General features: G+C 55.2%; 10 protein-coding genes and 3 pseudogenes. 5 read left to right on the top strand and 8 right to left on the bottom strand.

From position 1 onward, the window contains the following. Positions 1–88 precede the first annotated feature (88 nt). Positions 89–313: pseudogene (locus ACXUPB_RS04575) on the top strand (transposase); the annotation flags it as partial. A 32-nt stretch (positions 314–345) separates the two neighbouring features. Here ACXUPB_RS04575 and ACXUPB_RS04580 read toward each other — a convergent pair. The 3 genes and pseudogenes from ACXUPB_RS04580 to ACXUPB_RS04590 form a co-directional block, all read right to left on the bottom strand. Next, positions 346–3045: a cation-translocating P-type ATPase gene (locus ACXUPB_RS04580; protein ID WP_179917055.1), complete on the bottom strand. Its 2700-nt coding sequence runs from the start codon at positions 3043–3045 to the stop codon at positions 346–348. Next, entirely contained in the window at positions 2934–3698 is a 765-nt protein-coding gene (gene pgk / locus ACXUPB_RS04585; RefSeq protein WP_374730589.1) for a phosphoglycerate kinase, read from the bottom strand. Before pgk ends, ACXUPB_RS04580 begins: the two co-directional genes overlap by 112 nt. Continuing rightward, a pseudogene (locus tag ACXUPB_RS04590) lies at positions 3685–3993 on the bottom strand (IS66 family transposase); the annotation flags it as partial. The pseudogene ACXUPB_RS04590 and the gene pgk, both read right to left, overlap by 14 nt. Before the next feature lie 111 nt (positions 3994–4104). Between ACXUPB_RS04590 and ACXUPB_RS04595 the strand changes: the two are divergent. Further along, a pseudogene (locus tag ACXUPB_RS04595) lies at positions 4105–5221 on the top strand (IS3 family transposase). A 125-nt stretch (positions 5222–5346) separates the two neighbouring features. Here ACXUPB_RS04595 and ACXUPB_RS04600 read toward each other — a convergent pair. The 3 genes from ACXUPB_RS04600 to ACXUPB_RS04610 form a co-directional block, all read right to left on the bottom strand. Beyond that, complete coding sequence (locus ACXUPB_RS04600; RefSeq protein ID WP_007111402.1) at positions 5347–5553, bottom strand: cold-shock protein; 207 nt, start codon at positions 5551–5553, stop codon at positions 5347–5349. A 255-nt stretch (positions 5554–5808) separates the two neighbouring features. Further along, positions 5809–6024 carry a TIGR02450 family Trp-rich protein gene (locus tag ACXUPB_RS04605; RefSeq protein WP_035563866.1) on the bottom strand — a complete coding sequence of 72 codons (216 nt, stop codon included), beginning with the start codon at positions 6022–6024 and terminating at the stop codon, positions 5809–5811. A 65-nt stretch (positions 6025–6089) separates the two neighbouring features. Next, entirely contained in the window at positions 6090–6578 is a 489-nt protein-coding gene (locus ACXUPB_RS04610) for a DUF6438 domain-containing protein (protein WP_472955617.1), read from the bottom strand. A gap of 340 nt (positions 6579–6918) precedes the next feature. On the opposite strand from ACXUPB_RS04610, the gene ACXUPB_RS04615 reads away from it, so the two are divergent. Next, positions 6919–8181 carry a dicarboxylate/amino acid:cation symporter gene (locus ACXUPB_RS04615; RefSeq protein ID WP_472955620.1) on the top strand — a complete coding sequence of 421 codons (1263 nt, stop codon included), beginning with the start codon at positions 6919–6921 and terminating at the stop codon, positions 8179–8181. 49 nt (positions 8182–8230) lie between these two features. Further along, complete coding sequence (locus tag ACXUPB_RS04620) at positions 8231–8734, top strand: nucleoside deaminase (RefSeq protein ID WP_179917051.1); 504 nt, start codon at positions 8231–8233, stop codon at positions 8732–8734. A gap of 40 nt (positions 8735–8774) precedes the next feature. Here the strand turns inward: ACXUPB_RS04620 and ACXUPB_RS04625 are convergent, their stop codons facing one another. Next, entirely contained in the window at positions 8775–8948 is a 174-nt protein-coding gene (locus tag ACXUPB_RS04625) for a YqaE/Pmp3 family membrane protein (RefSeq protein ID WP_035538925.1), read from the bottom strand. 153 nt (positions 8949–9101) lie between these two features. Here ACXUPB_RS04625 and ACXUPB_RS04630 point away from each other — a divergent pair, with 153 nt between their 5' ends. Then, positions 9102–11168: a TonB-dependent receptor family protein gene (locus ACXUPB_RS04630; protein WP_472955622.1), complete on the top strand. Its 2067-nt coding sequence runs from the start codon at positions 9102–9104 to the stop codon at positions 11166–11168. 72 nt (positions 11169–11240) lie between these two features. On the opposite strand, the gene ACXUPB_RS04635 is transcribed toward ACXUPB_RS04630, so the two are convergent. Beyond that, entirely contained in the window at positions 11241–13787 is a 2547-nt protein-coding gene (locus tag ACXUPB_RS04635; RefSeq protein ID WP_472955624.1) for a glucose/quinate/shikimate family membrane-bound PQQ-dependent dehydrogenase, read from the bottom strand. Positions 13788–13983: the final 196 nt, after the last annotated feature.

Consider the following 13983-nt stretch of genomic DNA (forward strand, 5'->3'; position numbering starts at 1 on the left):
GATCTACCTGTTCACTCAGCGCAAGACTGGCATCTCGGCGCTGCAGATGTCGCGCGAGCTCGGCGTCAGCGACATGTTGAGAACTCGGCAATTCAACTGGGTTAACACCCTGCTGGGTAACGTCAAGAACGCCATCACTGGCACTTACCATGCCATCCGCGGGCAGCATGCCCCACGCTACCTAGCCGAGTTCGAGTACCGCTTCAATCGGCGCTATGACCTCAAGGCCACGATCCCGCGCTTCCTCACGGTGGCGGTGAGAACGCTGCCGATGCCGTACCGGCTCCCGAAGATGGCTGAGCCTTATGCGTAATCAGGAATCCATATGAAGTGACGAAGAACCTTTTATCCAGACATCCGGCGCCGCTGTATCTCCCGAACTGTTTGTCCCACCAGCAGGGGAATGACACTCATTGCCAGAATCAGAAGCCAGGGCTGCCAGCCTAGGGGCTGGGTTCGGAGCAGGCCAGATAGCAACGGTAGGTATACCGCGGCCGCCAGCAACACGACGCACATTGCCAGCGCTCCCCATACCCAAGGATTGCGCGTTATCTCATTGCGCAGAATAGGGGATTTCGGGCTCCGCAGAACGAATGTAAACCAGAGCTTGCCGAAGGCCAGAGTCAGAAAAGAAACCGTTACCGCTTCCAGTTCCGTCAACCCCAGCCAGTGGTCTGCCAGCAGCAGAGCGACCAGCACACACGCTGCCATCAAGGCAGCAAATCCCGTGATTTCAGTCCAGTGGGCCCGGGTCAGCACGGATTCCCGGGGGCTGCGGGGTGGGTCTTCCATCTCATTTCCGCTGGCCGGCCCCAGCCCCAGAGCGAGAGCCGGAAACACATCGGTGAGCACATTGAGATAAAGAATCTGCAGAGGAAGCAGCGGCAGAGGCCACCCGGCGCCGATGGCTATGGCAACCGCCAGCACTTCGGCCACATTGGTGGTGAGCATGAATATGACGGATTTGCGGATGTTGCCGAAAATGACCCTTCCCTGTCGCACCGCCGCCACGATAGTTTCAAAGGCGTCATCTTTCAGCACCATGTCAGCGACCTGCCTGGCCGCCTCAGTGCCCCGTTTGCCCATGGCAATGCCGATGTCCGCCTTTTTCAGAGCGGGGGCGTCATTGACGCCGTCACCGGTCATTGCCACGATCTCGCCCCGATTCTGATAAATAGTCACCAGATCGAGCTTCTGCTCAGGGCTCACCCTCGCAAAGATGTTGGCACGGTAGATCTTCTCCTGCTGGTCCTCGTCGATATCGTCGGGGGAACCGATATCGCGTCCCAGCATGCCGATGGTCTCCGGGTCATCCTTGCCCCCGACAATCCCCACGGCCCGGGCGATCGCTGTGGCGGTCTCTATTTGATCGCCGGTCACCATCTCCACCCGGATACCCGCCGCTTGACAGGTGTCTATCGCCTTTTTGACGTTTTCGCGGGGTGGGTCAAGCAACCCGGTAAGGCCGAGGAAGCACAGATCTTCATAGGGATCGGAATCCTTGGTTTCCGCCCTTTTCTCGGCCATTGCCAGAAGTCGCATACCCTCGCTTGCCAGTTGGCTGGCGCGTTCTACCCATTGGCTGCGTGTCTCGTCATCCAATGGCTTGGTGCCGTCATCTGTCATGATGTCGGTGCAGACATCCAGCACCGCCTCGGGAGCGCCTTTCACCGCCACGTAATACTGGCCCTCATCGCGGTGAAAGGTGGCCATCTTCTTGAGCCGGGGCTCGAATTGTTCCACCCGGGCCTCGGGTCGCTCTTCCAGCAACGATTCCCGTTCCAGCCCCAGGTCTTTTCCTCCCGCCAGCAGCGCGACTTCAGTGGGATCGCCGCGGGGATTGTCCTCTCCCTGTTGCTGATCGAGGGAGGCACCATTACAGAGCAGGCCCACCTCCAGGACACGGCGAATCCCCTCCTTGTCTTCCAGCGCCTCGCCAGTGCCGGTTTCCTCCAGCACGAGATCGCCATTGGGGGTGACGATTTTGTGTAGCCACATCCGGTTTTCCGTCAGCGTGCCGGTCTTGTCCGAAAAGATCACCCGGGTTGCCCCCAGCGTTTCCACCGCAGTGAGTTGGTTTACCAGCGCGTTGCGGGCCGCCATCAGGTACATGCCGCGGGCGAGGGCAATGGTGGCGACGATAGGAAGGCCTTCAGGAATGGCAGCCACACCAAGGGCCAACGCCGTCTCGATCACCAGCGCGGCCTGTTGCTCCCGCACCAGAAAACCTATCGCGGCGACCACGATGGCAATAAGAACGGTTAATATGGCGAGGCGGCGCCCCAGTTGATCCAGCCGCTGCTGCAATGGTGTAACGGTTCCCTCAGCCGATTCCGCAAGCGCCGACACCCGGCCCAGTTCCGTCTCCGAGCCAGTTGCCGCTGCAACACCCACTGCAGTACCGTCGGCGATGCTGGTGCCCTTGTAGAGCATGTTGTTGCGATCGGCGAGGTCAGTATCCGAGGCCAGGGTATCGGTCAGTTTGCTCACCGCAACTGACTCACCGGTAAGCGGTGCTTCGTTGACTCTCAGGTGTTCCGCTTCCAGCAACCGCAGATCGGCGGGGACCAGGTCGCCGGCCTCCAGCAGTACAATATCGCCTGGCACGATTTCCGATGCGGCAGTCTCCCGCTCGCTGCCTTCCCGGCGCACCCGGGTCATGTGTTCTCCCAATCGGCGCAGGGCGGCCATGGATCGTACCGCCTTCCATTCGCTTACAAAGCCAATAGTGGTATTGACCAGCAGCACCGCCAGGACGGCAAATCCTTCCGGCAGGCGGCCGGTGGCAAACGCCAGAACGGCGGCGCCGCCCAGCAGGTAGATAACGATACTCTGAAACTGTCCCAGAAGAATCCGCCACCAGGGCTGGCTTTGGGCCACCCGTAGCTGATTCGGGCCGTAGCGCTTCAATCGCTCCTGGGCCTCATCCTCCGTCAATCCATTTTTCTTCCGGACGCCGAATTCCGCCAGAGCGTCTTCGACGTCGACGGCGTGCCACGAGTTTTTTTCGGGAGAGTCCCTTCTCTTTCCGCTTTTCGAACCCACTGGAAACTTCCTCTAAAGACCGGTCTAGTTCGGTGCTGGCCTTCAGGCCCCGTATTTTTGTAGTGGCCGGCGTGGGCCAGCGCCAGGGTAATAAGATGTTTTACCGGCAGGTGACCAAGCCCGCCGCCAGCACAGGCAGTTTCGTCGAAGACCTCGACGCTGTCCACCCGGCAGGTGTTCGCGCGGATCAGAACCGGTACCGGATGCCAGCTGTGGCATGCCATGGCGCTGGGAGTGCTGTGATCTCCCGTTACCACAATGACATCCAGTTGCAGTTCCATCATCCGGGGAATTGCGCGGTCCAGTTTCTCGATGGCGGCCACCTTGCCGTCGAAGTCGCCATCCGGCCCGATGTCCATCCTCATCCAGTTGCCGATGATTTCTCTGCCTGTACGTGTCTCTTTCTCCATACCCATGACATGGTCTGTGGGCAGAAGCAGTTTGTCACCGGCCTTCTCGAGAATCTCACAGGCCCGCAGGAACGTATAGGCCATCGCACCGCCAATCAAAACCTGCTCGGCGCGGCCGATGAGGGCATTGATAGCTTCGAGCTTGTCCGCTATTTTGGCGCCGCCGAAAACTGCCACCAACGGGCGCTGTGGGTTATTGATAACGTTGTCCAGGGCGTAACTATTCAGCTCACGCAGCCTGATTCAGGGTGTCCTGTCGCATGAAGTCCGGCACTTCACCAGCAAATAGCTGCTCCAGTGCGGTATGCGCCGCCACCCCTTGCTTGACCGCAGTCGAGAGGACGCTGCGCATCCGGCATAAAATCTCGGCGGCCTCCCGGGCGCGAAAACAGCACGAGATTTTATGCTGAACCTTGGTCATTCGCAGATCACGCTCCCCCAGGTTGTTGGTGAAGGGAGCTACAGGGGCGTCGAGGAAGCGCAACACGTCATCCTCATAAGCCTGGAGGCGTTCCAGCAGGTTGCGCGACGTGGTGCGAATTACACAGCGCGTGCCGGCATTCCGAGTAACGGTAGTAGGGCCGACGTCACCCCCAGATTGAGTAGCGCTACACTTTAGAGTCTGATCCTATGCGTAAGGAGATTGGATATGAAGAAGCGTTTCAGCGAAGAGCAGACCATTGGTTTCCTGGGCGAAGCAGAAGCGGGACTGCCCATTAAGGATCTATCCCGTCGACACGGCTTCTCAGAAGCCAGTTACTATTTATGGCGCAGCAAGTTTGGCGGCATGAGAGTCCCTGAGGCCAAGCGACTTAAAGAACTCGAAACTGAAAATACGCGATTAAAAAAGCTGCTCGCCGAATTACTACTGGAAATGGAGGTCACACGCGAGGCGCTGAGAAAAAAGTGGTGAGCGCCCCTGCACGCCGAGATGAGGTGCGTTTCATGGTGACACGTGGTCTGAGTGAGCGCCGAGCGCTCCGTGTCCTTCGTATGAGTGCCAGTGCATTGCGCTATCAATCGGCGCCTGACCGCAATGGGCCATTGCGTGAACGCATTGTTGCCTTGGCAAATCGACATCGTCGCTACGGCGCTGGCATGATCTATCTGAAGCTGCGTCAAGCCGGTGAACAGGTCAGTTATAAGCGCGTCGAGCGCCTCTACGCAGCTACTCGGTTGCAGGTAAAACGCCGCAAGCGTAAGACGGTTCCCACGTCTGAGCGTAAGCCACTAGGCCGCCCTGGTGCCGCCAATCAAGTCTGGTCAATGGATTTTGTGTTTGACCGTACGGCGGAAGGGCGCGTTATCAAGAACCTCACCGTTATCGACGACGCTACCCATGAAGCTGTGGCTATCGTGCCTGACCGTGCCATTGGCGGACTGTCGTTAACACGGATACTGGATCATCTGGCTATACAACGTGGCCTACCTAGCGCCATTCGTACTATGGCAAGGAATTCTGCGGGCGTGCCATGCTGACATGGGCACATCTACGTGGCGTTGTCCTGTTTTTAATCGAACCTGGAAAACCCAACCAAAACGCCTACATCGAATCGTTCAATGGGCGCTTTCGGGATGAATGTCTAAATAAGCATTGGTTCACCAACCTTCATCACGCGAGGGTCATCATCGAGGCGTGGCGACGGGAATACAACGAGGAAGGACCGAAGAAGGGACTGGGAGGGTTAACGCCTTCCGCCCATGCTGCGCAACTTGCGTTAAAAAACGATAGAGTAACTTCAGACTCTAAACCCGGATGCATCTGAAGATGGGGTGACGTCGTCTGCTCTAAACGCTCAGTTTTAATATGCCCAAACGCAACAAGGCCCGCATAAGCGGGCCTTGTTATCCGAACCTTAGAAGGTTCGAGCAAATTCTTAAGCGCTAGGGCTTAGGAAATTTGCTTGATGTTTGAAGCTTGAAGGCCTTTCTTACCCTGGGTAACGTCAAAAGAAACGTTAGCGCCTTCTTGCAGGGTTTTGAAGCCGTCTGCTTGAATTTCAGAGAAATGGGCAAACAGGTCATCGCCGCCGTCAGAAGGAGCAATAAAACCGAAGCCTTTAGTATCGTTGAACCACTTAACTGTGCCAGTAGACATAGTAAAAATCCTTTCGCGCAATGCGCTTTGTAAAGTTCCTGGTATCACCCAGATTAATAGCGGATAAAACAAGGAATACAATTACAGTCTTGCCGAAAGATTTTGTACACGTCTATCTCGTACATTTCTAAATCTTTTTCGTACACTTCTGAAACCATGCTTGCTTGCTAACCAACTGGCGCTACATTGTCATGAATTGTAGCGCGTGTCAAAGCCTTTGTTGATTATCTTACCTTTGCGCTTACTATAATGCCTCTATTGCCAGCCCACTTTCCACACGCTGTCATCTTTTAAGCTTTGCCACGGCACAATGAGCTCGCGATGAGTATAAATAGCCTCAAGCACGACCTCTACTACGTTCTCTTCTTCATCGCGCAGCAACTGGGTAACCATAAAGTGCTTCTCTTTATTGCTTGGCTGTGCAGCCGTCCATTTGCTGTGATGTAGCTTACTCGGATTGATCGTATGCATTGGCGTTCCTTGACAAAGATATCGCGTGTTAGCTGCCATCAGTGATTATGCACTGACTATTACACTTACTGTTGTACCCAATTTTCAATGCCAAGCTCTGCATTGAGGCTTTTTAGGATCTCAGTTCGTTCGCGACCGTTTTCAGAGTGACAGCCCGTATCGTGTTCAAGCACCGCTTGGGAGCCATCCTGGTTAATCCAGGTCACTGTGTAGTGTGGCAGGTCGGAGGCGCGGGGTTCGCAATCAAGAGTTTGCTGCGTTGTGCCCATGTCGGGTTGCATGGCAGCTAGTCGCTCTTGTAGCGAACGAAAAACAGTCATATTGCTTGCCTGAGTGCGCTCACCTTCCACGGCCGTGTGGCGTTCACCTGTGTAGCGGGTTGTACCATCCGCCTCAACTGCAACGCTATAGACAGGGCAGGTGCCGTAGCAAGGGCCTACTTCATAACGGATTTCAGCTAGGCTATTTTCGCTGGTCGTGGCGGAATGTTGCGCGCAGCCCGCTGTCATTAGCGCCAATGTGGATACCGTTAAACAGGTGATAGAAAATCGCATGCGAAAACTCCTTTTCTTGTAAAGATAATCTGACTTGATACGTTAGTTGCAAAGGGCTTCATTAGTGCCAGCAATACCTCAATGCTTGAATGAGGGTATTTAACGCCATCGGTTTCCATAAAGTAATCGCTAAATTAACAAACATGCACAAGGCTGTGCGTGTTTGAGGAGGCTGCACTCTATAAAAAGCCAACGGGCCTTCGACAGTGATGGGGGCTGTTTCTCCCGCCTTCCTCTCTTGTCGATATCGCTGTGCCACACTAATAGAATGAGATGTATAAGTGAGGTACATGCTTCTCAAATTAGACCTGCTCACACATGCAAACCTATAGGGACTTAAATGACTCGTATATGGAAGGCCTATGCTCAGGCATCGTTGATTTTACGCGTCACTGTTGCGCTTGTTCTGGGCGTTGTCGTTGGGCTTATTGGTGGTGAGACAGTGGCTGCCTGGCTAGCGCCGCTGGGTGACCTGCTGCTACGGCTGCTTACTTTTCTGATTGTCCCCATTGTACTGTTTACGCTGATGGTGGGGGTGAATCAGTCCCGGGAGGGAAGAGCTGGCCGCGTGGGCGGCAAGGTGTTTGGTTATTACCTTACCTCTTCAGCGCTGGCGATCATGGTGGGCTTAGCGGTTGCCACGTTGTTTAGTCCCGGCAGCGGTATGACGTTGGATGAGAGTGCCAGTTTCTCGGTGCCCGAGAATCCAGGCGTTGTCGATACGCTGCTGAATATAGTGCCGGATAGCATCATTGGTGCATTCGCCGAGCTCAATATGCTGGGTATTATTTTTACGGCGCTGGTGTTCGGCATCGCCTTGTTAAAAATGCGTCAATCGGAACACCAGCAGGCGATGGGCGAACGTTTGTATGAGGTGATTGAAGCGCTCAATGAGGTCACCTTAAAAGTGATGTCTGGCGTCTTGCACTACGTGCCCATCGGCGTGTTTGCGATTGTCGCCGAAACGGTAAGCCAGCAGGGGTTGGAAACGTTGCTATCGTTGGGTGATATGGTGGTGGTGCTGTATATCGCACTCGCCGCTCATTTGCTGATTTATTGCGGCATCATGCGGCTGTTTGGTGTGAAGTTACGCACTTTCTTTCGCGAGGCCCGCACGCCGATGGCGACAGCATTTGCGACCCAAAGTAGTTCGGGAACATTACCACTCACCATTAATGCGGCCCACCGTTTAGGGATTTCCAAAAGTATCTACGGCTTCAGTCTGCCATTAGGCGCTACGTTAAATATGGATGGCGCGGCGATTCGTATCGCCATTTCGGCGGTCTTTGCGGCCAATGTGATTGGCGCACCGCTGGATTTCATTAGCATGGTGCAGATAGTGCTGATTGGCACGTTGGTGTCGGTGGGTACCGCAGGCGTGCCAGGCGCGGGAATCATTATGATCGCCACGGTGTTTGCTCAAGTGGGGCTGCCAATAGAGACGGTTGCGCTGCTTACCGCTATCGATGCACTGGTGGGAATGGGGGCTACGGCGCTTAACGTGACGGGCGATTTAGTGGGTACCTCCGTTATCGCTCAAAGCGAAGGCGAAGCGTTGAAAGAGACGCCTCTGGAAGATACGCCTGCAACGGCAAAGGTGTAGTAAGAAAGGGGTAGTAAGTCAGCGCTGTTGATTTAAAGGAGAACTCGCGATGAATGATCGAGAACTCATCTATCTGAGACGTGCCATTGAACTGGCTGAAGAGGCCCTTGAGGCGGGCGATGAGCCCTTTGGGAGTGTGCTAGTAAGTGCTGACGGTGACGTGTTGGCAGAGGACCGTAACCGCATTGCCGGTGGTGACTCCACCCAACACCCGGAGTTTGCTCTGGCACGCTGGGCAGCACAGCATATGACGCCAGAAGCGCGAGCAGCGGCGTCTGTCTATACTTCAGGCGAACATTGCCCCATGTGTGCTGCTGCTCATGGCTGGGTAGGGCTGGGGCGCATTGTTTATGCGAGCTCATCAGAGCAGCTAAGTGAATGGCTAGCGGATTTAGGGGTTGGGCCGCCACCTGTTGCCACTTTGCCTATTCAAAAGGTGGTACCCGGGCTGAAGGTAGAAGGCCCTATTCCAGAGCTTGATGAGAGCGTGCATGCATTGCATCAGCGTCGACACGCCTTAGTTAATGTCACAAAAAAGCCGCCTAAGCGTTAGCTTAGGCGGCGTCATACTCAACAAACAGCTTCATTAAATGCTAGTGCTTCAATATCACATAAAACGCATGAATGATGCCCGGAATGAAGCCAAATAGCGTTAGGATAATGTTCAGCCAGAAATGCCCTTTAAAACCGACCTCAAAAAATACGCCGAGTGGGGGAAGTATAACGGCAAAAATCATCTTAATTGGATCAGTCGCTGTAAACGCCATGAAGCCTCCTTTGCTTTCAGGGGTATAACTTGTACAAGTGTAGGCACTGTCGGAAGTTTTATCCAGGCCTTGGTGAATAAGCTGAGACTAACCCAATAGAAAATCGTTCATTTACACTTTTAATTTCCACTAACACTATCTGGGAGGGACCCCATGCCCAACATAATATTAAAATTCACCACCGCGTCTTTAGGGATGTTGAGCTGCTTTGTAGCAAGTCAAAGCTGGGCTCAAGAGAGCCCAGCGAATAACGCTAACCTGTCCACCATGGAGGTGACCGCGCCTCGTTTGGCGCGTGAGCTATATGATACGCCCGCGGCGGTTTCCACCATTGACCGCGAAGCCATTGCGCAAGGTCAGCAGCGCGCGCGATTGGATGAGTCGCTGGTGCGAGTACCGGGTGTTTTTCTGCAGAACCGCGATAACTTCGCCCAGGGCCAGCGCATTTCCATCCGCGGTTTTGGTGCTCGCGCGCCGTTTGGCGTGCGCGGTATTACCGTGATGGTCGATGGTATTCCCTACACGCTGCCGGACGGTCAGGCGCAGTTAGATGCCATTGATCTGGACAGCGCTGAGCGTATTGAAGTCATCCGTGGGCCTTCTTCGGTGCTTTATGGCAATGCGGCGGGCGGGGTGATTGATATCACCACCGCAAATGGGCGCGATAACCCTGGCTCGAGCGTGCGTACCGAGGTGGGAAGCGATGGCTACCGTAAGGCGGTCGTGCAAACCGGTGGCGCCCAAGGGGATTGGTCGCACCATGTGAGCTTTTCAGCGCTTAATGTCGATGGCTATCGAGAGCAGAGCTCCACGGAAAAGTACCTGTTGAATGCCAAACTACGCCGCGAGTTAGGCAGCGACCGTGCGTTAACCGCGATTATCAATCTGCTCGATAACCCCCGCTCTGAAGATCCCGGTGCGCTGAATGCAAGTGAGGTGGCGAGTGGCCGCGATCAGGCAGCGCCGAACTCCCTGGCGCTGGATGCCGGTCAGAACGTTGATCAACAGCTCCTCGGCTTACAGTACGAAGATTTGTCCGCAGGCCCTGGCGAGTTCTACTTAAAAGGCTTTATCTCCCAACGCGATTTTGAGCAGCAGTTGCCCTACGTGGGTGACAGCCGCATCGGCTACCAGCGTGATTACCTGGGCGCGAGCGCCGAGTATCACCATGAGGTCAGCCTGGGCAGCCTACCGCTGAGCTATATCACCGGTGTGGATGTGGCTCGCCAAGACGACGAGCGCTTTAGGAACGATGTCAATCCGCAGGGTGTTGTTGGTGAGCAGCTGGCGGAAGAGACCCAAACGGCAACCTCGGCTGGGGTGTTTGCTCAAGGTGATTTGGCTTTAACCGAGCAGGTCACGCTTTCGCTTGGCGCTCGCTTTGATCGGGTGGAGTTGGAAGTAGATGATCGCTATCAGAGCGATGGTGATCAAAGCGGCGAGCAAACCTTTAATGAGTGGAGCGGCTCGGCGGGGCTTAGCTACCGCTATCGCTCACAGCATCAGGCGTATATCAACACCGGCACCGCCTTTGAAACCCCAACGTTCTCAGAGTTTGCTAACCCAGCGGGCGGCGGTTTTAACCCGGCGGTTGAGCCACAAAAAGCGTGGAACCGCGAGGTGGGGTTGCGTGGCTATGTGGGGCCACTCGCAATGGATTATGACTTGGCGCTGTTTTCAGTACGCGTGCGCGATGAGCTAGTCCCTTACGAAGAGGAAAATGGGGGGCGCACGCTCTACCAGAACGCGGGTGATACTGATCGTGACGGTATCGAGTTGGCGCTCGGTTGGCAGTTAGCCGACCAGTGGCGGTTGGATAGCGCCCTGACGCTGGCGCGCTATGAGTTTGATCAATTTGCCACACCAACGGAAAGCTTTGACGGCAACCGTATCCCCGGCTTACCTGAACAGACCTGGTTCAACCAGCTAACCTGGGAAGGAGTTGATGAACGCTTTGCGACCCTGGAAACCCAATACGTGGGTGACTTGGTGGCGGACAATGCCAATGAAACCGAGGTCGATAGCTACTGGCTGGTCAATCTGCGGGTGGGAGATGGTTGGCAGTTGGGCAGCGATACGCGGCTAAATGCCTATGTGGGCGTGCGCAACCTATTAGATGAAGAGCATTATTCCAATGTGCGTTTGAACGGCACCTTTGGTCGTTTCTATGAACCTGCTCCTGGACGCAGCGTTTATGGCGGATTAGAAGTGCGTTTCTAAACGCTGCATAAATAAAAACGGGCGGCCCATTGGGTCGCCCGTTCTCGTTGGTGAATCTATTAGCTCGATCGGTTACTCAGGCAGCGCGTAGCCAATCACATAGTCACCCATTTTGGTGCCAAAGGTGCCGTGACCCCCTGCCGTGACCACGACGTACTGACGACCATCTTCGCCGGTGTAGGTCATGGGTGTGGCTTGACCACCTGCTGGCAGGCGCGCTTTATACACTTCCTCGCCAGTGGTGATGTCGTAGCCACGCAGGTACTGATCTAGCGTGCCGCTCAGAAACGATACACCGCCCGCAGTGGTGATCGGGCCGCCGAGTGCGGGAACACCGACATTCAGCCCAATCGGCAGGTCGAACGGCATGCTGTCGCGTGTCGTGCCATTACGGTGTTTCCATACCACTTCTGCGCTTTGTAGATCGATACCGGCCACATCACCCCAGGAGGGTGCTTGGCAGGGCAGCCCTAGCACGGAAAGCAGTGGGCCAAGCTCAACGGCATAGGGGGCGCCTGCATTAGGCTGCAACCCCTGTTCGCTGGCCGAGCCTTGGCCTTCTTCTACCTCTTCGCGAGGTACCAGGGTGGAGACGAATGCCAGGTATTTAGCACCGGTAAACAACGCTTGACGCTCAGGATCAACAGCGACGCCACCCCAGTTCATTACCCCGACATTGCCCGGATAAACAATACTGCCTTCCAGCGAAGGCGGCGTGTACTGGCCTTCATAACGCAACGAGTTGAACTGAATGCGGCACATCATTTGGTCAAACGGTGACGCACCCCACATATCGCGTTCGGTGAGCGGGGGAGGCAGCAGGTTTAGCGCTGAGCGCGGCTGTGTTTCCGCTGTCCAGTCGCCTTCAACAGCGCCTTGCGGAGCAGGCACCTCTTCGATGGGCACAATCGGCTCACCGGTTTCACGGTTCAAGACGTAAAGGCTGCCTTGCTTGGTCGGCTGAATCACCGCGGGCTGGGGGCCTTCATTTGTGGCCAGGTCAATCAGCACCGGTTGGGCGGGTGTGTCCATATCCCATAAGTCGTGATGGACAAACTGATAAACCCATTCCACTTGGCCATCTTCCAGATTAAGTGCCACCAAGCCTGCGCTATAGGTTTCATCGTTTTCGCTACGGTTAGCGCCATACTGGTCAGGCGTCGCGTTGCCCATGGGCAGGTAAACCATGCCGAGTTCTTCATCTACGCTAATCGGCGCCCATACGTTAGGCGAGTTACGGGTGTAGGTTTCGCCTTCAGCTAGTGGTTCGGTGTCATCGGGGTTACCGCTATCCCAGTTCCACACCAACTCGCCGGTATGCACGTCAAAAGCGCGAATGACGCCAGAAGGCTCATCAGTGGAGCTGTTGTCGGTAACGTGTCCACCAAGAATAACCAGATTTTCAGTTACTGTCGCAGGCGAGGTGGAGTAGTAACCACCAGGGTCGAAGTCGCCAATATTGTTGGTCAAGTCGACTTCACCATTCTCGCCAAAGTTGGCGCACCGTTCACCGGTGTCAGCATTCAGCGCAATTAAACGCGCATCAGCGGTGGGCAGATAAAGCCTGCGTGGGCACATGACATCCGTTTCGCTAAGCATGGGCTGCGAGTTGCCTTCATTTTCAGCGCCAAACATCAAGGATAGGAAAGAGAGGTCGAGGCTGAAAATATCATTGTTATCGAAGATGTCGAAAGAGAGCGCTGTGTCACTCGTCGCGGCGCTATTGTTGCCGGCCTCGCTGTCATCCGCTGTTTCGCTAGTGTCTGAACCAGCGGCGTAATTAGCCGCATCGTAGTAGGCGAGGCCGCGGCAGGTCATATGCGCCCAGAGCGAGAAATCCTCGGCACCCAGCGTGCTCACCTCGGGGTCAAACTCCCACAATGTTTCCCCTGTTTCCGGGGAGAGCGCCATCGCGCGGCTGTGCGAGGTACAAATATATAGGCTGTCGTTTACTTTAAGCGGGGTATTCTGGTTGGTGATTTCGGGCGGCGCGCTGGGCCCCGCCACATCGCCGGTTTGAATGCGCCATACCTCTTCCAGTTCGCCGATGTTGTCAGGCGTAATCTGTTCAAGCGAGGAGTAGTGAGTGCCTGCGTTGGTGCCGCCATAGGCGGGCCAGTCGTCTCCCGCTACTTGCGCAGGGTTAACGGTGCTAGCAGCTTCGTTGGGGTTGGAAATCGTCCCTTCGATTCTGCCTGGGTCGCTTAACTGGCTCGCAATAGCCACCAAGATGGCAGCAATAATGCTACCTACCAATGCCAAGCTGCCGCCCCGTGAATGTAACGGTTTACGCCACCAGGGAAGCAGTAGAATAATTCCGATTAGACAGAGGATCGCAACGCGTGGCACCAACTGCCACCAGTCTAATCCGACTTCCCATAACGCCCATACAAGCGTCGCAAACAAGATAAGCGCATACAGCCAGAGCGCTGCTCCCCGGCGCATTGCCAGTAAAACACCGCTGGCGATAACGCCTATGCCGGTAATTAAGTAATAAGCACTGCCGCCTACGCTAAGCAGCTTGCCGCCGCCAATGGCCAAGGCAAGTCCCGCCGCCACTAGCAAAAGGCCAAGCAGTAATAGCGGCCATCTGCTGTGCGTACGTAAGTGTTCATCCATGAGGTAACCCCTATTTAACAACGAGTTAATGCCGCTTAGTAGTGGCTGCTAAGCGGCGATTCAGCAGTGTGCCCTAACCCATCAGCAAAGCCGATGGGTTAAAACACATCTCAACAGCTAATCGATTTTAATAATCAATTCGCTTTTGGTCTAATGATTTCTGGTAGGTAAGCATGAACAGTGATCAATAAAAAAG

Source organism: Vreelandella sp. DA03-1M, assembly GCF_055725665.1.

Coding starts and splice junctions, on each gene's coding strand:
- ACXUPB_RS04600 (WP_007111402.1), bottom strand. CDS start 5,553: ATGTCTACTGGCACAGTTAAGTGGTTCAACGATACTAAAGGCTTCGGT.
- ACXUPB_RS04605 (WP_035563866.1), bottom strand. CDS start 6,024: ATGCATACGATCAATCCGAGTAAGCTACATCACAGCAAATGGACGGCT.
- ACXUPB_RS04610 (WP_472955617.1), bottom strand. CDS start 6,578: ATGCGATTTTCTATCACCTGTTTAACGGTATCCACATTGGCGCTAATG.
- ACXUPB_RS04615 (WP_472955620.1), top strand. CDS start 6,919: ATGACTCGTATATGGAAGGCCTATGCTCAGGCATCGTTGATTTTACGC.
- ACXUPB_RS04620 (WP_179917051.1), top strand. CDS start 8,231: ATGAATGATCGAGAACTCATCTATCTGAGACGTGCCATTGAACTGGCT.
- ACXUPB_RS04625 (WP_035538925.1), bottom strand. CDS start 8,948: ATGGCGTTTACAGCGACTGATCCAATTAAGATGATTTTTGCCGTTATA.
- ACXUPB_RS04630 (WP_472955622.1), top strand. CDS start 9,102: ATGCCCAACATAATATTAAAATTCACCACCGCGTCTTTAGGGATGTTG.
- ACXUPB_RS04635 (WP_472955624.1), bottom strand. CDS start 13,787: ATGGATGAACACTTACGTACGCACAGCAGATGGCCGCTATTACTGCTT.